At 66.5% G+C, this 18,037-nt stretch carries 16 protein-coding genes, 1 pseudogene and 1 riboswitch; of the genes and pseudogenes, 10 read left to right on the top strand and 7 right to left on the bottom strand.

The annotated features are described in order from the left end of the window. Positions 1–441: 441 nt before the first annotated feature. A riboswitch (TPP riboswitch) is annotated at positions 442–550 on the top strand. The 5 genes from thiC (at position 541) to BN4332_RS27340 (ending at position 5,242) form a co-directional block, all read left to right on the top strand. Then, a complete protein-coding gene (thiC, locus tag BN4332_RS27360) occupies positions 541–2,175 on the top strand; it encodes a phosphomethylpyrimidine synthase ThiC (protein ID WP_066902716.1) in 1,635 nt (544 codons plus the stop codon). (Overlaps the previous riboswitch by 10 nt.) Next, positions 2,172–3,008 carry a bifunctional hydroxymethylpyrimidine kinase/phosphomethylpyrimidine kinase gene (gene thiD / locus BN4332_RS27355; protein WP_066902609.1) on the top strand — a complete coding sequence of 279 codons (837 nt, stop codon included), beginning with the start codon at positions 2,172–2,174 and terminating at the stop codon, positions 3,006–3,008. The genes thiC and thiD overlap by 4 nt, the downstream gene beginning before the upstream one ends. 4 nt (positions 3,009–3,012) lie before the next feature. Continuing rightward, complete coding sequence (locus tag BN4332_RS27350; RefSeq protein ID WP_066902718.1) at positions 3,013–3,639, top strand: alpha/beta hydrolase family protein; 627 nt, start codon at positions 3,013–3,015, stop codon at positions 3,637–3,639. Beyond that, positions 3,636–4,190, top strand: a complete 555-nt coding sequence (locus tag BN4332_RS27345) for a septum formation family protein (RefSeq protein WP_066902607.1) — start codon at positions 3,636–3,638, stop codon at positions 4,188–4,190. Before BN4332_RS27350 ends, BN4332_RS27345 begins: the two co-directional genes overlap by 4 nt. A 122-nt stretch (positions 4,191–4,312) precedes the next feature. Beyond that, positions 4,313–5,242 carry a DUF5996 family protein gene (locus BN4332_RS27340; RefSeq protein WP_066902605.1) on the top strand — a complete coding sequence of 310 codons (930 nt, stop codon included), beginning with the start codon at positions 4,313–4,315 and terminating at the stop codon, positions 5,240–5,242. A gap of 19 nt (positions 5,243–5,261) precedes the next feature. Here the strand turns inward: BN4332_RS27340 and BN4332_RS27335 are convergent, their stop codons facing one another. From BN4332_RS27335 to BN4332_RS27320, 4 genes are all read right to left on the bottom strand, one after another. Continuing rightward, positions 5,262–6,716 carry an amidase gene (locus BN4332_RS27335; RefSeq protein WP_066902603.1) on the bottom strand — a complete coding sequence of 485 codons (1,455 nt, stop codon included), beginning with the start codon at positions 6,714–6,716 and terminating at the stop codon, positions 5,262–5,264. Beyond that, positions 6,716–7,963 carry a M20 family metallo-hydrolase gene (locus tag BN4332_RS27330; protein ID WP_066902601.1) on the bottom strand — a complete coding sequence of 416 codons (1,248 nt, stop codon included), beginning with the start codon at positions 7,961–7,963 and terminating at the stop codon, positions 6,716–6,718. Before BN4332_RS27330 ends, BN4332_RS27335 begins: the two co-directional genes overlap by 1 nt. 44 nt (positions 7,964–8,007) lie before the next feature. Next, entirely contained in the window at positions 8,008–9,336 is a 1,329-nt protein-coding gene (locus BN4332_RS27325) for an MFS transporter (protein WP_066902715.1), read from the bottom strand. Positions 9,337–9,435: 99 nt separating this feature from the next. Next, positions 9,436–10,353: a LysR family transcriptional regulator gene (locus BN4332_RS27320; protein WP_066902599.1), complete on the bottom strand. Its 918-nt coding sequence runs from the start codon at positions 10,351–10,353 to the stop codon at positions 9,436–9,438. A 102-nt stretch (positions 10,354–10,455) separates the two neighbouring features. Between BN4332_RS27320 and BN4332_RS27315 the strand changes: the two genes are divergently transcribed. Both BN4332_RS27315 and BN4332_RS27310 read left to right on the top strand, forming a co-directional pair. Continuing rightward, positions 10,456–11,940 carry a flavin-containing monooxygenase gene (locus tag BN4332_RS27315; protein ID WP_066902597.1) on the top strand — a complete coding sequence of 495 codons (1,485 nt, stop codon included), beginning with the start codon at positions 10,456–10,458 and terminating at the stop codon, positions 11,938–11,940. 16 nt (positions 11,941–11,956) lie between these two features. After that, positions 11,957–12,226 (top strand): DoxX-related protein, encoded by a 270-nt coding sequence (locus BN4332_RS27310; RefSeq protein ID WP_066902595.1) that lies wholly within the window; start codon positions 11,957–11,959, stop codon positions 12,224–12,226. Here the strand turns inward: BN4332_RS27310 and BN4332_RS27305 are convergent. Next, entirely contained in the window at positions 12,193–13,440 is a 1,248-nt protein-coding gene (locus tag BN4332_RS27305; RefSeq protein ID WP_066902593.1) for a TetR/AcrR family transcriptional regulator, read from the bottom strand. The two genes, BN4332_RS27310 and BN4332_RS27305, sit on opposite strands and share 34 nt — an antisense overlap. A gap of 97 nt (positions 13,441–13,537) precedes the next feature. Here BN4332_RS27305 and BN4332_RS27300 point away from each other — a divergent pair, with 97 nt between their 5' ends. Then, a complete protein-coding gene (locus BN4332_RS27300) occupies positions 13,538–13,762 on the top strand; it encodes a hypothetical protein (protein ID WP_066902591.1) in 225 nt (74 codons plus the stop codon). A gap of 32 nt (positions 13,763–13,794) precedes the next feature. Here the strand turns inward: BN4332_RS27300 and BN4332_RS27295 are convergent, their stop codons facing one another. Together BN4332_RS27295 and BN4332_RS27290 are read right to left on the bottom strand one after the other, a co-directional pair. After that, on the bottom strand, positions 13,795–16,716 hold the full coding sequence (locus BN4332_RS27295; protein ID WP_200820361.1) for an aminotransferase: 2,922 nt from the start codon (positions 16,714–16,716) through the stop codon (positions 13,795–13,797). A gap of 156 nt (positions 16,717–16,872) precedes the next feature. Then, positions 16,873–17,346 carry an Lrp/AsnC family transcriptional regulator gene (locus tag BN4332_RS27290; protein WP_066902589.1) on the bottom strand — a complete coding sequence of 158 codons (474 nt, stop codon included), beginning with the start codon at positions 17,344–17,346 and terminating at the stop codon, positions 16,873–16,875. Positions 17,347–17,505: 159 nt separating this feature from the next. On the opposite strand from BN4332_RS27290, the gene BN4332_RS27285 reads away from it, so the two are divergent. Then, on the top strand, positions 17,506–17,832 hold the full coding sequence (locus BN4332_RS27285; protein ID WP_066902587.1) for a hypothetical protein: 327 nt from the start codon (positions 17,506–17,508) through the stop codon (positions 17,830–17,832). Positions 17,833–17,841: 9 nt separating this feature from the next. Beyond that, positions 17,842–18,037, top strand: a pseudogene (locus BN4332_RS27280) (amino acid permease); the annotation flags it as partial.

Here is an 18,037-nt window from a genome sequence, read left to right as displayed (position 1 = left end):
CCCGAGGGTCGCCAAATCACACGATCGGCCCACCCTGGAGTCGAAAACGGCGGCACCGTCCAACGCAACCCGAACGCCGCAGAAACTGTGGGCCGACGATCGCGCCGCGAACGAGCGGAGAATCTCCCGGGTCTCGGAACTGCCTAGACGAGGGCTGCAGTTTGCGGGCGTACAGCTGCGCCCGTGTCGAGTCGCGCAATTGGGCCTGGCGGGTGGCACGTCAGGGTCTCCCTTTGGGCCGCAACACTATTCACATTGATTAGACACACTCTAAGTGTCGGGTTGCAGCCGCCTGGTGACTGCAATCCGCGGCGTAAGTGCCTCGAGGGGTTGAATTGGCCACACGTGGACCAGAGTCCCCTGCGGCAAGTAAGGCCTGACCACACGAAACATGACCGTTACTACCCACCGCGCAACGTCTGCGCTAGGTTGGGGCCTGCAAACCACACACGCGGGAGTGCGCACGAGCGCGCTGAGAGGACGGGTACGCCCGTCGACCGTACGAACCTGACCGGGTAATGCCGGCGTAGGGAGATTTTCATGAGCAGTTCTGTTTTTGGCGGCCTTACCGACCCTTCCGTGACCACCGGTCCGATCACCGGGAGCACCAAGACCTATCGGGAGATCAACCGGGACGGCGTGTCCATGCGGGTGCCGTTTCGCCGGGTGAATCTCACCAACGGCGAGCATCTCGACCTGTACGACACCTCGGGGCCGTACACCGACGAGAATGCGGTGATCGACCTGAACGCCGGCCTGCCGCCGCGTCCGGCTGTGATTCGCGACCGCGGCACCCAGTTGCAACGCGCGCGGGCTGGCGAGATCACCGCCGAAATGGCGTATATCGCTGAGCGCGAAGGTGTCTCACCCGAGCTGGTGCGCGACGAGGTGGCCCGCGGCCGTGCGGTCATCCCGGCCAACCACAATCACCCGGAGAGCGAGCCGATGATCATCGGGAAGGCGTTCTCGGTGAAAGTCAATGCCAATATCGGCAATTCGGCCGTCACCAGCTCGATCGGCGAAGAGGTCGACAAGATGGTGTGGGCCACCCGGTGGGGCGCCGACACCATCATGGACCTGTCCACGGGCAAGGACATCCACCTGACCCGCGAGTGGATCCTGCGCAACTCCCCCGTCCCGGTCGGCACCGTCCCGATCTACCAGGCCCTGGAGAAGGTCAACGGTGACCCCACCAAGATGACGTGGGAGCTCTACCGCGACACCGTGATCGAACAGTGCGAGCAGGGCGTCGACTACATGACGGTGCATGCCGGGGTGCTGCTGCGCTACATCCCGCTGACCGTCAATCGGGTCACCGGCATCGTGTCGCGTGGTGGCTCGATCATGGCGGCGTGGTGCCTGGCACATCACCAGGAGTCGTTCCTCTACACCAACTTCCACGAGCTGTGCGAGATCCTGGCCCGCTACGACGTCACGTTCTCGCTCGGCGACGGGCTGCGGCCCGGGTCGATCGCCGATGCCAACGACGAGGCCCAGTTCGCCGAGCTGCGCACGCTGGGTGAGCTCACCAAGATCGCCAAATCTCATGGCGTGCAGGTGATGATCGAAGGCCCGGGCCACGTTCCCATGCACAAGATCGTCGAGAACGTGCGACTGGAAGAGGAACTCTGCGAAGAGGCGCCGTTCTACACGCTGGGCCCGCTGGCCACCGACATCGCTCCGGCCTATGACCACATCACCTCGGCGATCGGCGCGGCCATCATCGCCCAGGCCGGCACCGCGATGCTGTGCTACGTCACGCCCAAGGAGCACCTGGGCCTGCCCGACCGCAAGGACGTCAAGGACGGGGTGATCGCCTACAAGATCGCGGCACACGCCGCCGATCTGGCCAAGGCGCATCCCAGGGCCCAACAGCGTGACGACGCGCTCTCGAAGGCGCGGTTCGAGTTCCGCTGGCACGATCAGTTCGCGCTGTCGCTGGACCCGGACACCGCCCGTGAGTTCCATGACGAAACCCTGCCGGCGGAACCCGCCAAGACCGCGCACTTCTGCTCGATGTGCGGGCCCAAGTTCTGCTCGATGCGCATCACGCAGGACATCCGGGATGCCTATCCCAACGGCGTGCCCGACGAGATCGCCCAGGGCATGGCGGAGAAATCCCAGGAGTTCGCCGACCACGGCAACCGGGTGTATCTGCCCCTGGCCTCGTCATGAATCTGCTTCCGCTGACCCCGCCTGGTCAGACCCCGCACCGGGTGATGACCATCGCCGGGTCGGATTCCGGTGGCGGGGCAGGTATCCAGGCCGACATGCGCACGTTCGCGATGCTCGGCCTGCACGGCCTGGTCGCCGTGACCGCGGTGACGGTCCAGAATTCAGTGGGCGTCAAGGGGTTTCACGAAGTTCCCCTGGAGGTGGTGGCCGGGCAGATCGAGGCCGTGGCCTCCGACATCGGGCTGCAGGCCGCCAAGACCGGGATGCTGGCCTCGTCGGAGATCATCGAAACCATCGCCGACACCTGGAAGCGGCAGGACCTCGACGCTCCGCTGGTAGTGGATCCCGTGTGCGCCTCGATGCACGGCGACCCGCTGCTGCATCCCAGCGCGTTGGAGGCACTGCGCACCGCGCTGTTCCCGTTGGCCACGCTGGTTACGCCCAACCTCGACGAGGTCCGGCTGCTCACCGGCATCGAAGTGGTGGACGAGGCCACCCAGCGGGACGCCGCCAAGGCCCTGCACGCACTCGGCCCGAAATGGGCGCTGGTCAAGGGCGGGCATCTGCGGACCTCCGACCGGGCGCCCGACCTGCTGTTCGACGGCGCCGAGTTCCGCGAATTCGACGCCGAGCGCATCGACACCGGCCACGACCACGGCGCAGGCGACACGCTGGCCGCCGCCACGGCGAGCGCGCTGGCCCATGGCTACTCGGTGCCCGACGCGGTGGCCTTCGGCAAGCGCTGGGTCACCGAGTGTCTGCGCGCGGCCTACCCGCTGGGCCACGGCCATGGCCCGGTGTCGGCACTGTTCAGGTTGACGGCCCTAGATTGAGGTGATGAACCTCGAGGCCATCGACGGCATCGCCCATCAACCCGAGACGTCGCCGACCGGGGTCGTCGTGCTCACCCACGGCGCCGGCGGCAATCGGGACTCCGCGTTGCTGATCAAGACCTGTGACGAGTGGGCCGCCCGGGGCTGGCTGGCCATCCGGTACAACCTGCCGTATCGCCGCCGCAGGCCCAAGGGACCACCGTCGGGGTCGGCCGCCGGGGATCAGGACGGCATCGCCGAGGCGATCGCGCTGGCCCGTACTTTGGCCGATGGCCCCGTGATCGCCGGCGGGCATTCCTACGGCGGGCGGATGACGTCGATGGTGACGGCAGACGGTGCGGGCCCGGACGTGCTGACGTTGTTCTCCTACCCGCTGCATCCGCCGGGCAAGCCGGAACGCGCCCGCACCGAGCACCTGTCCCGCATCACGGTGCCCACGGTGTTCACCCACGGCACCGCCGACCCGTTCGGTTCGGTCGAGGAGCTCACCGCTGCCGCGGCTCTGGTGAGCGGTCACACCGAGCTGGTCGTCATCACCGGCGCCCGGCACGATCTCGGATCCAAGAGTTTGAACGTGCCGGCCCTCGCGGTGGACGCCGCACTGCGGGCACTCGATATCGTCGAACCATGACGTATCCGCCCGGCCCGCCCGGACCTCCCGATCCCTTGGGCCACCGCTACCCGCCGCCGCCGCCACAGCCGTATTCCACCGGCCCCGACCAGTTCTCGGCTCCGCCGAAGAAGTCCTCGGCGCTCAAGTGGGTGCTGCTGGCGGTCGTGGTGCTGGTGGCGATCGTCATCGCCGCGGCAGCGGTGTTGTATCTCGCCCGCGACCGCGGCGCCACCGAGGCCAGCCAGGTCCGCTCGGGCGACTGCCTGAGCGAGGTTCCCGACAGCAGCCGCGTGCTGTACGTCAAGACGGTGAGTTGCGATCAGCCGCACAAGGGTGAGGTGTTCGCGGTTCTGACGCTGCCCGAAGGCGATTTCCCCGGCGATGCCGAGGTGGTCAAGTACACCGACAAATGCGGACCCGCGCTCGCCGAGTACGCACCGGACGCCACCGCCGAGTCCGGGATCCAGCTGTTCGTGCTGTACCCCACCGCGGACTCCTGGAAGCGCGGTGACCGCACCGTCACGTGCATCGCCACCAGCGAAAATCCCCGGACCGGAAAAATCACGTAACCGGCGGCCTACGCTGGCGGTAGAGCGTTCTGCCACCGGCGCACCGGCCGGCCGGACAAGCTCCGAATTGTCTTCGCATCATGCGATTTTCGCACCGACCGATGCAGTGGAGAGGAATTCGAATGAGCAGCGACAACGGCTGGCCCAGCCTGCGCGTATCGGATTGGGAGCCGACCCGCGACACACTGCACATGTGGACGCAGATCGTGGGCAAGGTCCGGCTCACGCACTCGCCGTTACTCAATCACTGGTGGCAGGTCACCTTCTACGTCAGTCCGCGCGGGTTGACCACGTCGTCGATTCCCTACGGCGACCGGGTGTTCGACATGGAGTTCGACTTCGTCGACCACGTGCTGGCGATCCGCACCAGTGACGGTGGATCCGCCACCGTCGCACTGACCGCCAAACCGGTCGCCGAGTTCTATACCGAGACGCTGTCCGCGCTGCGGACCCTCGGTATCGAAGCGGGCATCTCGGCTGCGCCCAACGAGGTCGATCCGGCGATTCCGTTCGCCGAGGACCATCAGCACGCGTCCTATGACCCACGGGCCGCGAATCTGTTCTGGCGCCAGCTGATCCAGGCCCATCGGGTGATCGGCGAGTTCCGCTCCCACTTCATCGGCAAGGTGAGCCCGGTGCACTTCTTCTGGGGCTCGTTCGACATGGCTTGTACGAGATTCTCCGGGCGCCCCGCGCCCACGCATCCGGGCGGGGCACCGAACTGCGGCGACTGGGTGATGGTGGAGGGTTACTCGCACGAGCTGAGCAGCTGCGGTTTCTGGCCCGGGGGCGGCGAGGAGGGCGCGTTCTACGCGTACGCCTATCCCGAACCGGAGGGCTTCGCCGACTACACCGTCGGCCCGGACGCGGCCTTCTACAGCGCGGACTTCAAGCAGTTCCTGCTGCCCTACGAAGCGGTGCGCACCGCACCCGACCCCGACCGCGCGCTGCTGGAATTCCTGCAGTCCAGCTATGCCGCGGCCGCCGACCTGGGCGGCTGGGACCGCGCGAGCCTTGAGGACGATCCCAGGCGCTGGCTGGAGCCGAGGTGACGGGTCAGGCCAGACGGCCTCAGGAGTCCAACGCGGGTCGGCCGTCGAATCCGACCAGGGCCTCGACGGCGTGTGCGACCCGGAACGCCATCGCTTCGTCGTGGGGGTGGCTCACCACCTGCACGCCCGTCGGCACGTTCTGGTCGGACAGACCGCTGGGCACCGACAGCACCGCGCAGTGGTTGGCCACGTTGAACGGACTGGTGAGGTGGCCTTCCCAGTAGTGCTCGCGATGGCCGAACGGCGTGTCGAGACCGTCGAGGTATTCACCGTCGGCCTGTAGCGACGTCACGGCCGAGGTCGGGCACAGCAGTACGTCGATGCCCTGCATGGCGGTCGCCAGATCCGCGCGGATCCGGGCGTCCATGCCCAGCGAATCGACCAGTGAATAACGCTGTGCCGCAACGGCAGCGTCGTGGATGAACCGTCGGGTGTAGCCGGCGAGCTCGGCTTCGGTCCCGGCGGTCTCGCGTCCCATGGCAGGTCCGAGGATGTGGCCGAAGTGCGCGAAGATCGTCTCGCGAATCATCGCCGTGGTCCAGGGCAGCTCGACGTCGACGATCTCGGCTCCGGCCTGCTGCAGGGCGGCCGCCACCGCATGGGTGTTGGCGGCGACTTCGTCGGCGACCGGATGGTCGCCGAGCCGGATGCTCAAGCCGATCCGCAAGCCCTGCACACCGCCGCCCAGCGAGGGCACTTCGCCGTGTGCGCCCCACGACGCGTGGTCGACGGGGTGCCGTCCCGACATCACCGAACTCAGCAGGGCCACGTCCGCGACGGTGCGGCCCATCGGACCGTCCCCGCGGTACCAGTCCGCAGCCAGCGGCGGCAGACCTGGGATCCGGCCGTAGGGAGCCTTGTAACCGACCGTGCCGGTGAATCCCGCGGGAATGCGGGTAGACCCGGCGATGTCGGATGCCGTTGCCAGCGTGGTGAATCCGGCGGCCAGGGCCGCCCCCGCGCCGCCCGACGAGCCGCCGGGTGAGGTCGCACGGTTCCATGGGTTGCGCGTCACGCCCCACATCGGCGAGTGGGTCACGGTCGCGCAGCTGAACTCCGGGCTCGTGGTGCGGGCATGGATGATCCCGCCCGCCGCCAGGATCCGCTCGACCACCGGGTGGTCGTGCTCGGCGATCCGCCCCCGGTGCGCGGCCAGACCCTGCTCGAGCCGCAATCCGGCGATCCCGTGTTTCTCCTTGGTCGCCACCGTGATACCCAGCAGTGGGGGCGGTTCCTGCCCCGTGGCCGCACAGCGGGCGTAGGTGTCGGCCGCCCGCCGGGCCGAGGTCCTTGCCTCGTCGAAAAGGGTTTCGGTGAAAGCGTTGACGCCCGTGGCGGTGTCTCCGTTGTGGGTTTCGATCTGCTCGATCTGCGCCTCGAGCACGTCGAGCGGTGAGAGTTCCAATCGCCGAAAGGCTTTCACCGCCTCGACGGCGTTCAGGTACGCCAGCGGTGTCATGACACCGGTGTCCATCAGGCGTCCGCCTCGGGCGGCAGGGCACCGCGGACCATCTCCCACGCCACTCCGGTCAGGGCATCCACTCCGGCAACCATGTCGTCGTCGGTGCTGAACTCCCGTTCACAGTGGCTCACGCCGTCCACGGACGGGATGAACATCATGACGGTGGGCACGATGCGGTTCATCGCCACCGAATCATGGCCGGCCATGGTGCGGATCGGCCGTACGCTCAGCCCGAGATCGGCAGCGACCTTCTCGGTAAGCTCGATGCCGGCTTGCGGGTAACGCTGGATGTCACGGATGTCGAAGTCCCGGACGTTGATCCGGATGTCGTGGTCGCGGGCGATCTCGGCGATGTCGGCGAGCAGGCTGGCCCGGGCTGCCGCGACGATCTCCGGAGACGCCGAGCGCAGGTCGGCCACCAGATGTACGCGCCGCGCCACCACGATCGGCGAGTTGGGTTCGACCGTGAACCGCCCGACCGACGAGACGATGGCCTCGTCGTCGAACTGCTTCGTGACGTCGTGCACGAGCAGGACGACCTTGCTCGCGGCCACGAGTGCATCGTGCCGGTCGGCCATGGCCGTCGCGCCGGTGTGCGACTGCTCACCGAGCACCTCGATGTCCAGCTTCTGGGTGTACCAGGAGTAGTCCACCGCTCCGAGCGTGATGCCCTCGCGTTCCAGGATGCGGCCCTGCTCGATGTGGATCTCGGCGTATCCGGCCACCTCGGGTCGCGGATCACTGCCGCGGTAGCCGATCGCGGTCAGCGCCTCGGCCACCGAGACGCCCGAAAGGTCACGCACGTCGAGCATCTCGTCCTCGGACATCAACCCCGCGAACACCGAGGAGCCCATGATCGACGGGGCGAACCGCCCGCCCTCCTCGTTGAACCAGTTGACGACGGCGAGGTTGTACTGGACGCCGGCGCCGTGCTCGGCCACCCGCTGGGCGACGCGCTCGGCTGCGTGTAGCCCTGCGATCACGCCGTAGGCACCGTCGAATCGGCCGCCGAGCGGCTGCGAGTCGAGGTGCGACCCGATGAGAATGTAGGGCGCGCCCGGCACGAACTCGATGAGCGCGAACATGTTTCCGATGCCGTCCACGCGAAGCTCCCAGCCGCGTTCGGCCGCGAACGCGGCGAACCAGTCCCGGCTCAGCTTGTCCTCGGGTGTCGCAGCCTGGCGGTCGACGCCGTTGTTGTCGGTCGCGCCGAACGTGGCCACGTGATGGAAGTCGGTGAGGAACTCGGTAGTTCCCATGTTGGATCTCCTTGGTAGAAAAAGAATTTCGGGCAGATCTGCGGTCAGCCGATGCGTCGGCGGGTCTCCGGAACCCGGGTGAACACCAGCAGGAGCAGCACGATCACCGCGGCTGCCGCCATGTAGTAGCCGGGTGCGGAGCTCATCTCGGTGGTGGACACCAGCATCGTTCCGATGAAGGGTGCGGTGCCGCCGAACAGCGCGTAGGCGACGTTGTAGCTGATCGCCGCCGAGGTGAAACGCGTTGCCGTGGTGAACACCTCGACGAAGAACGTGTAGCACCCGCCGCCGTAGATGCACAGCGGCACCACGAACAGCAGCTGCCCGGCCATGGCCAACGGCAGCGAACCACTGGTCACCAGCATGAAGCAGGGCACGGAAAGTACTGCCAGCGCGATGGATCCGGCGATGAGCATCGGCTTGCGGCCCACCCGGTCGCCGATGATCCCGCCGACGGGAAGCAGCACGGCATAGAAGGCCATGGCAACCGCGTTGGCGAGCAGGGACTGCTCGCGGCTCAGGTTTCCGGAGGTCTGGACGTAGGACACGAAGTATCCCGAGAGGAAGTAAAACCCCATGGCGGTCAGGCCCATCACGAAGATGACCTGTGCCATCCGGACCTTGTTCTCCCGGAAGGTTTCCCGGATCGGGCTGTATTCGTCGTGCTCATGCTTGGCCAGCACCTGCTTGAAGGCCTCGGATTCTTCGGTCTTGGTACGGATCCACACGCCGAAGATGGCCAGCGGCAACGCGAGCAGGAACGGGATCCGCCAGCCGTAGGACAGGAATGCCTCCGACGGCATGGTCGACGACAGCACGAGGATCAGGGTTCCGCCGACCACGGACGGCAGGGCGGTTGCGGCGATGGTGATGTTGAGCCAGAAACCGCGCCGCTCCAAGGGGGCGTGCTCGAACACGAACGCGGGAGCGCCGACGGATTCACCACCCGCGGAGAACCCCTGGATCAACCGGCAGACCACCAGGAGGATCGGAGCGGCGATGCCGATGCTCGCGTAGGTGGGCAGCAGCCCGATCATCGCCGTGGCAAGGCCGATCGCGACCAGCGTGATGAACAGAACCTTGCGGCGGCCGATGCGGTCGCCCAGCGCCCCGAAGAACAGGCCGCCCAGTGGCCGCACGAAGAGGGCCACACCGAACGTGGCGAAGGTCGCGAGCAGACCGGTCAGCGCGCTACCGCCGGGAAAGAACAACTTCGCGAGGGTGACCGCGGACAGCCCGTACAGCGTGAAGTCGTAGAACTCGATGAACTGTCCGATGCCGCCGCCGGCCAGAACCCGCTTCTGCATCCCTGAGCTGGGTGTTCCGGTCGGCAACACCGTGGGCACACGTTGCTCCTGCTCTGTCAACGGCATGGAATTCTGCTCTCGTCGGGGGTCACGTCCGTCCAGTTTGGTGACCGCCCTCACACACGTCCAACGAAGAAGATCGCACAGGCCGTTCGATTAAATCGATCAGCGGCCGGGGTCGTCGTACAAGGCCGCACACACCTCTTCGAAGGCCAGCGACTTTCTGGTCGGACGCGAACCCCGTACCCGCACCAGGACCACCTCGATCGGGGGCAACTCGTCGGCCAATTCCAGCGGGACCACCGGGGCGCCGGTGTAGGTCATGTTGTGGGCCAGGCGCCGGTTCAAGATGGAGTAGCCATGCCCCAGGCTCACGTAGGACCGGACGGTTTCATATCCGGAGACGAAGTGCCGAATGCGCGGCCGGAGCCCCAACCGTTTGAAGAAGTCGAGGTAGTACTCGCGCGTGTGCTTGAGGTCGAGCAAGATGAACGGCTCATCCTCGAATTCCCGCAGATGCACCGGAACATCCGGCCGGGCGGCACGTGGATGTCCGGCCGAGACCAGCAGGTGCGGCGGGATTCGTTCCAGCACACGGTAGTCGAATTCGCTTCCGACACCGAGGTTGTACATCACGGCGATCTCGCACGTTCCCTCGACGAGTGCGCCCATGAGGGTCTCCTGATCACCTTCGAGCACCCGCACGTTGATGCCCGGGTGACGCGACTCCAGCGCGGTCAGGAGGTGCGGCGCATGAAATGGAGCAATCGGCGAGAAGATGCCCACCGCGAGGTCGCCGACCAGTTCCTCACGTTCGGCCCGCACCGAGTGGTAGAGCTGGTCGGCGTCCTCGAGGAACGTCCTGGCCTCGACGAGCAGCCTGCGGCCCTCGGCCGTCAGCCGCAGCCCCCGGCTGGGCAGCCGCTGAAACAGCTGTGCGCCCAGCTCGTGTTCGAGTTGGTGGATCGCCGACGACAGCGTCGACTGGGTCACGTTGAGTTCATGCGCGGCCGCCCTCATGTTCTCCAGCCGCGCGACCACGGTGAAGTACCTCAGTTGGACGAGCGTGAACGACTTCGCCATGCCGAAATGATGCCGCCCGCGACACCATGAAGGTAGCTGCGGGCGCGCTCGTCGGCGCCGGCCCTCGACAAAGTACCCGGTACCTGCGGTACTGTTTGCGGCATGAGCGCGGGGGAATACGAGGCGATCATCGTCGGCGCCGGCTTCGCCGGCATCGGCGCCGCCATCCAGCTCAAACGGCTCGGGATCGACGACTTCGCGATCCTGGACCGCGAGGATGACTTGGGCGGCACCTGGTACGTCAACCACTATCCGGGCCTGGCCGTCGACGTACCCACCACCACCTACTCGTACTTCTTCGAGCCCAATCCGAACTGGTCGCGCCTGTTCTCCACGGGAACCGAGATCAAGCAGTACGCCGACGACGTCGCCGACAAGTACGACGTGCGCCGCCACATCCGGTTCAACGTCACCGTGGAAGGCGCGCACTGGGACGAGGAGGCGTCGCTCTGGCGGGTGGCCGTGGCCGGCGGCGAGGCACTGAGCGCACGGTTTCTGATCACCGCCACCGGTTTCCTGTCCCAGCCGCACACTCCCGACATCCCGGGCATCACCGACTTCGCCGGCAAGGTCATCCACACCACCGACTGGGACGACGACTACGACGCCACCGGCCGTCGCGTCGCGATCATCGGCACCGGCGCCACCGCCGTCCAGCTGATCCCCGAGCTGGCCAAGAAAGCCGCCGATCTGACGGTCTATCAGCGCACCCCGATCTGGGTGGTGCCCAAGATCGACCTGAAGTTCTCCGGTCGCGTCAAGGCGTTGTTCGCCCGTGTGCCTGCCGCGCAACGGGCCATCCGTGCCGTCACCGACGGCATCTACGCGTTCATGGTCGACACCGCCGTGCTCAAGCACCGGTACTTCCGGCGGTTCAACATCGCCGCGTCCGATCTGGCCAAGCTGCACCGGTTCGCCTCGATCCGCGACCCCGAGCTGCGCCGCAAGCTCACCCCGGACTACGACTTCGGCTGCAAGCGCCCGACGTTCTCCAACGGCTACTACCGCACGTTCACCAAGCCGCACGTACACCTGCAGGCCGATGGCATCGAACGTATCGAAGAAGACGGCATCGTCAACGCCGACGGCACCAAGACGGTCATCGACACTCTCGTCCTGGCTACCGGCTTCGACCTGTGGGAGGCCAACTTCCCAGCCATCGAGGTGATCGGGCGCGACGGCCGTAACCTCGGAAAGTGGTGGCGGGAAACCAGGTTCCAGGCCTACCAGGGCGTATCGATGCCGTATTTCCCGAACTACCTGAGCCTGGCCAGTCCGTACGCGTTCCTCGGTCTGAACTTCTTCAACACCATGGAATACCAGATGCGCTTGATGGACCGGCTGTTCGGCGAACTCAAGCGCCGCGACGCAACCACGTTCGAGGTGACCGAGCAGGCCAACAGCCGCTACCTCGGCCGGATGACCGAAGCGCTGGGCGACTCGTTGTTCACCCTCGGCAACTGCGCATCGGCACGGTCGTACTATTTCAATCCGAGCGGCGAGGCAACGCTGCTCCGGCCGATGACGACCCGCCGGGCCGTCGCGGAAGCTTCACGATTCCCGTTGAGCGACTACACATTTGCCTGATCAGAGAGGATCACACATGGCAGAGGGCAAGAACTCCACGCTGGCCAAGCTCGTCGGCCTCGGCGTCTTCGGCGCCGGCGTCTCACATTTCGTGAAGCCGCAGCTGTTCGAATCGATCACCAAGCCGGCGTTCCCCAAGGACACTCAGAAGCACATCTACACCAACGGCGGCATCGAGACCGCGATCGGGCTGGGCCTCCTGATGCCCAAGACCCGCAAGCTGGCCACCATCGGCACCCTGGGCTACGTGGCCTACCTGGCCGGCAACGCCGTCCGTAACCGGTAGCGGCCCAGCAGGGTCAGATCGAGCAGGACCGCGACGACGGCGCGGGCCTGCTCGGAATTCTGGTAGTTCATCAGCCGGCCCAAGTCGATCACCAAGGCCATCGCGGCATGAACCGCGAAGCGCGCCTGTCCCGCACTCCACTGCGGGCGCACCGGCATCACCACCTCGACCCACGATTCGACCGCCGCCCGTTGCATGTCGCGCAGGATCTTCTGGTCGGCGGGCGTCATGTTGAGGCGTTCGGTGTAGTACACGTAGTCGAGTTCGGGGCGGTCGAACGATCGGGCGACGTAGTCGTCGATCAGGGCACCCAGCGCCTGTTCGGGGTCCGGGGTCGCGCCGAGCACCTCGGACATGTCCGCCGACAGCCGGTCGGCGGCCCGCCGGAACGCGGCGGCCAGGATGTCGGATTTGCCGGCGAAGTACCGGTAGATCCCCGATGCGGGCATGCCGACCGCGGCGGCGATGTCCTCCATCGTGGTGTCGCGGTAACCCTTGTCGTTGAACAGCCGCATCGATTCGGTCAGCAGCGCTTCATATTTGGTCGTGCCCACGACCGGCTGTGGTGCCACCACCGGATCCGTCGGATTGGGGAGCTCCGGCAGTTCGGCGGCCAGCACGGTGTCGCAGATGTCGGCGAGCAGGGCGCGGACCTGGCCGGCGGGCAGTTTGGCCCGATGATCGACGACACTGCCGATCACCCCGAGCACGGCGGTCGACAAGGTCCAGCGAGCTCGCGATCCCAGTTCGGGCCGTAGCTCCATCAGCGGCCGATGGATCCGGCGATGCACCGTGCGCACCTGCGCGTCGAGGGTGCGCTGGTCGTCGCCCCGCAGATAACGCGCCTCCCAGCGGTACAGCCCGCCGGATTCGCGGTTAACCAAGGCGGTGTCGCTGAGCGCGGCGACCAGGCGGCGCAACTGCTCCCTGGGGTCCCCCTCGGCGTCGTCGATGAAGGCGGTGCTGTCGACGAGTTGCTGACTGAGATTGAGCACGGCGTCGCGGAATAATTCGTACTTGCTCGAATAGTGCCGGTACAACGCGGCCGCGGAGATTCCGACCCGCGAGGCAATGGCCTCCATGCTCACACCGTGATATCCCAGCGCGCTGAAAGACTCCGCCGACGCCCGTGCTATCTGGGCCTTTCGGTCCTTCGGACGGCGTCGCACACCATTGGCACCGCTGTCGATCGACCGGGGCGAGATGCGCGCCATTCCGTCACCATAACGGACCGAACAGCCCGGTCAAAATGGTTCTCCGACCGAGAATCAGGATTAACATATATGGCGTTGAGACCAGGATGGGGGTTGCGTGCTTGCCAGGTTGCGGAGGTTGCTGGCCTACCGAGTCACCGTCGGTGAGCTCATCGTCGTTGCTGTGGTGCTCGGTGTGCCCTACCTGTTGATCGGCACCTTCTGGTCGGGCACCCACATTGACCACCTGCACGGGCTGGGCAGCCTCGACGCGGTGGTGTCCTTCCTGGGCGCGATCGTCTCCTGGCCGGTGCTGTTGTTCACCGACGTGTGCATGACGTGAGGGCGGCTGCGTGCCCCCACCTCAACGATCGACTACCCGCTGACCCGCACGGCGCCGTCCCGGGCACCGAGTTCGGTCAGTGCGACATCCACCGCGTCGACGAAAGCGTCCGCCTCATCGACCGTGAGCGTGAGCGGTGGCTTCACCTTGAGGACGTTCTGCCGTTCGGAGGTCGGCTGCATGATGACGCCGAGGCCGAGGAGTCGCTCACAAAGCCAGGCGGTTTCGGCCGTTGCCGGTTTCAGCGACACACGATCGCGGACCAGCTCCACTCCCAGGTACAGCCCCGAGCCGTGAACGGCACCGATGATCGCGTGCTTTTCGCTCAGGGTGCAGAGTCGCCGGCGCAGGTGAGCCCCGACCCGGGCCGCGTTGGCTTGCAGCCCTTCCTCCCTGATCACGTCCAGGACTACCGACCCGGCAACCGCCCCGGCGGGCGCGCCTGCGGCGGAGGAGAAGAACATTCCCTCCGCGCGCAGTGCGTCGACCACCTCACGACGGGTGATGACCGCCCCGATCGGATAGGCGTTGCCCGCGGCCTTGGCAACCGCGATGATGTCCGGCACCACTCCCTGCATCTGGGAGCCCCAGAACGCGGCGCCCAGTCGCCCATACCCGACCTGCACCTCGTCGGCGATGGCGAGCCCACCGTGTCGGCGCACGGCTGCATATGCCTGCGCGAGATAACCCTCGGGCGGGATCACGCCGCCCGCGTTGCCCAGCACGGGCTCGCAGATGAACGCCGCCGGGGCACGGTTTTCCGATACGAGCGCAACGGCGATGTCGGCGACTTGCGCCGCATACCGGGGTCCGGCGTCCGGCCCACGAAAGGGGCCGCGATATGCGTTGGGGGCATCAACCAGATGCACCCACTCGGGGCGTGAGGACAGCGCGTTCGGATTGTCGTAGGCGGAGGTACTCACCGCATCCGCCGCCATCGTCCACCCGTGGTAGCCCTCGCGCGTCGCGATCACATCGCGCCGACCGGTGGCCACCCGGGCGAGCCGGATCGCGAGATCGATCGCCTCAGAACCGCTGTTCACCGGGATCACGGTGTCCAGCGTCGGATCCGGGCTGCAGGCGAGGAGCTTCTCGGTGAAGTCGGCATACGCTCGGTACAGGAACCGCGAGTTCGTGTTGAGCAGGTTCAGCTGCCGCCCCACCGCGTCCGCCAGCCGCGGATGCGAGTGACCGATCGCGGTCACGTTGTTCACCATGTCCAGGTAGGCCCGGCCCTGCGTGTCGATCAGCCTTGTCCCCCAGCCGCGTTCGATCTGCGGCGGCTCGGCGTAGTATCGCTCGGCGGCGCCGCCGATGGCGTGATCGCGACGCATCCGTTCGGCCCGCAACTCGGCGAGCGGGTCGGGAACCGACGGCAGCCCCAGGATCCGCGACGGGTCTGCGGCACCGTCGGTCTCGTACTCGTCGTCCGGGCCGGCGAAGATCGCGTCACCGGATGCGTCCAGCACCCGGCGGGTAATCACCAGCCGGCCAAGACCTTCCGGATCGGCAGCGACCCGCCCGATCAGCTCACCTGCCTGTACGTCACCGTTGGCCGCGGCAGGTGAAAGTCCTTCGAAGCGCAGGACAACACCCCGGTCGGCCAGTTCGAGGCCGGCGTCTTCCGGCACGACCGAGCCTGAAAAGGGCGCGCGCACAAGCGTTCCTGGCCGCGTCCACAACTCAACGCAACGCGAGCGGGTCGACGCCGGCTGTCCCACCTCCAGCGATACCCGGGTGAGTCGTGCCTCGCCGAACCGCATGACCGCGACAGGGGCATGCGCGAGCGCTTCGCGTGCCAGCTCACGCTCGGCGCCGGGCGCGATCCACCGACCGCGGTCGAGCGCTTCGCTGCGAACACCGAGGTCGATCACTCTCGCTTCGCCACTACCGGGCACGGTCTCGGAATAGCGGTATCCCGCGACATGGGCTCGGCCGGCGGCCAGACGCAGCTGCGAAGTGGCCTGAGCCGGTTGGTAATCCAGGGTGCGCTCGAACACCTGCCATTCATGCTCGAGCCGCTCCCGCGCGTAAGCGTTGTCCGGGTCGATGCGGAGCTGGCTCCACCCGCTGACCACCAAGACCGCACCGCGGAGCACCATCATCGGCCACAGAGCGGCGAGCTCCTCGTCGGTCAGCTCCACCTCCGCGGCGAACCCTCGAACGGCTCGTCCGACCATGGTCATGCTGCCGGTGCGTCCGAGGATGTCGGCCGCGAGCATCGCGAGTTCGGCGACGCGCCACGAGTACGACACATCCCCGAGATCCACGATCCACAACCCGCCGTGTGCGTCCGTCAGCACGTTGTCGGTGGTCAGGTCGCCGTGGATGATCTGACGAGGCAGTGCCGAGGCAAGCACTCCCAATTGCGCGGCCGCCTCCTGTGCCGCATTGAGACACTTCTCGCGAAGATGAGCCGCAAGGTCGTCCTGCAGAACCTTGACGACGTCGAGGCTCTGGCTCAGCTCCCACTGGATCTTTCGATCTGCGGCCGGATGCTCCAAGCCAGCCAGCGCTCGGACCGTGCGGCCGGCGAGAGTGCCCAACTCCTGAACCAGTGCACCGGTGAGCGACTCGCGCTCCGCGACCGGGGCACCCGAAACCAGTTCGAAGGCGCACGCCCGCGCGACCGTCCCGTCAGGCGCGGAGATCGCGATCGACCGCTGCCCGCTGACGGTCGAAAGGACCGCCGGCGTCGTGATGCCGGCGGCCCGCAGGCGGTCCGACGCCGTGGCCTGCAAGTCCACCACCTCGGGCGGCACCGAGGGATGGTTGACCTTGAAGAGCAGCCCGGCACCCGATTCGGGGTCGACGCGAAAATTGCGGTCCTGCTGGCTGCCGAGCTCAGAAACTCGACCGTCAACGCCGAACTGCTCGGCCACGATCCGCGCAGCCTCCTCGGCTTCCACGGCCGGGCGGGCAAGGCGCCACCGCTGATCGGCGATGTTGTCCACTACTACCCCAATCAGAGTTCATATCGTGACCGGTCCCGAATAGGTAGTCATATTACATGACCAGAAAATCTATTCTAGTAATCTTTGATCACCACGACAGCCCGGTCCGGGAGAAATCGACGACCAGAGGCCGGCACCCGCATTCCGTCGGGAGAGCTAGCGGACGCCCCACTCGAACCGGTGGGTGCGGATTCCGTAGTACGGGAACGTCTCAGCCCGAGCCACTCCCGGGATGGGACGGATCTTTCGGTTGATCACTTCGAGCATGGCCGCCTGATCGGCGGCGATGACCTCGACCAGCAGGTCGTAGCGGCCCGCCGAGAGAACGACGTAGATGACATCCTCGATGCCATTGAGCGCCTCAGCAATGGTCTCGATATCGCCGTCGACAACGACGCCCACCATCGCCATACTGCGATAACCGAGCCGGAGCGGGTCCGTGACACCGACGATCCGCAGAATTCCACGGTCCTGCAGGCGCTTGAACCGCTTGCGTGCCCCGCCCGCGGTGAGGCCGACCAGCTCACCCAACTCGGCATACCCGATACGACCGTCCTTCTGAAGCGCGGTCAGCAGGACACGATCGATATCGTCGAGATCGTCTTTGGACTCAGGAGAGGGTGAGGTCATGCGACTCTCCACAAGTGCGGAATATGAACTCTTTCGGTTCCATTGGTTACGCATCGTAACCGGTGTGCCCGGCGACCCGGCGCAAAGAGCGATCCATCCGACACATCGTTGAGAATGAACCGTGTGCGCTGTGCAGCGCACGACGCTAAGGGGGGACGAGTGAGTTTTCGCGCCGTATACATCGGAATCGCCGGGGCCGTGGTGCTCGCCATCGGGCTGTATCTGCTCAGCATGCCGGTGTACCTCGACGACTTCGACAAGTTCGGCATGCAGATCCCCTGCGGCACCGGCTATTCGGCTCATCTCGTTCAGGCCACCGCCGCCGGCGGTGAGTACGTGGACAAATGCGGGTCGGCCCTGACCACGCGCCGGCTGTGGACCATTCCGGTGGTGGCGCTCGGCGCGCTGGCCCTGATCGCCGTGTTGTTCCGTGCCGCGACATCGTCGGCGCACGACACCCTGATGCCCAACCGCGATACGCCTTAACATCACGGGGTGAGCACGCCCGGAGAACTCCAACGGAGGCTGGGGACCACCGACGCCGTCGTGATCGGCCTCGGATCCATGGTGGGCGCAGGCATTTTCGCCGCCCTGGCCCCGGCGGCAGCGGCGGGCGGAAGCGGTCTGCTCATCGGGCTGGCCGTGGCCGCCGTCGTCGCCTACTGCAATGCGACATCCTCGGCCCGGCTGG

It is taken from the genome of Mycolicibacterium houstonense (genome assembly GCF_900078665.2).
Taxonomy (GTDB): domain Bacteria; phylum Actinomycetota; class Actinomycetes; order Mycobacteriales; family Mycobacteriaceae; genus Mycobacterium; species Mycobacterium houstonense.
The sequence above is the reverse complement of the archived record's forward strand: the minus strand, read 5'-3'. Positions and strand labels throughout refer to the sequence as shown.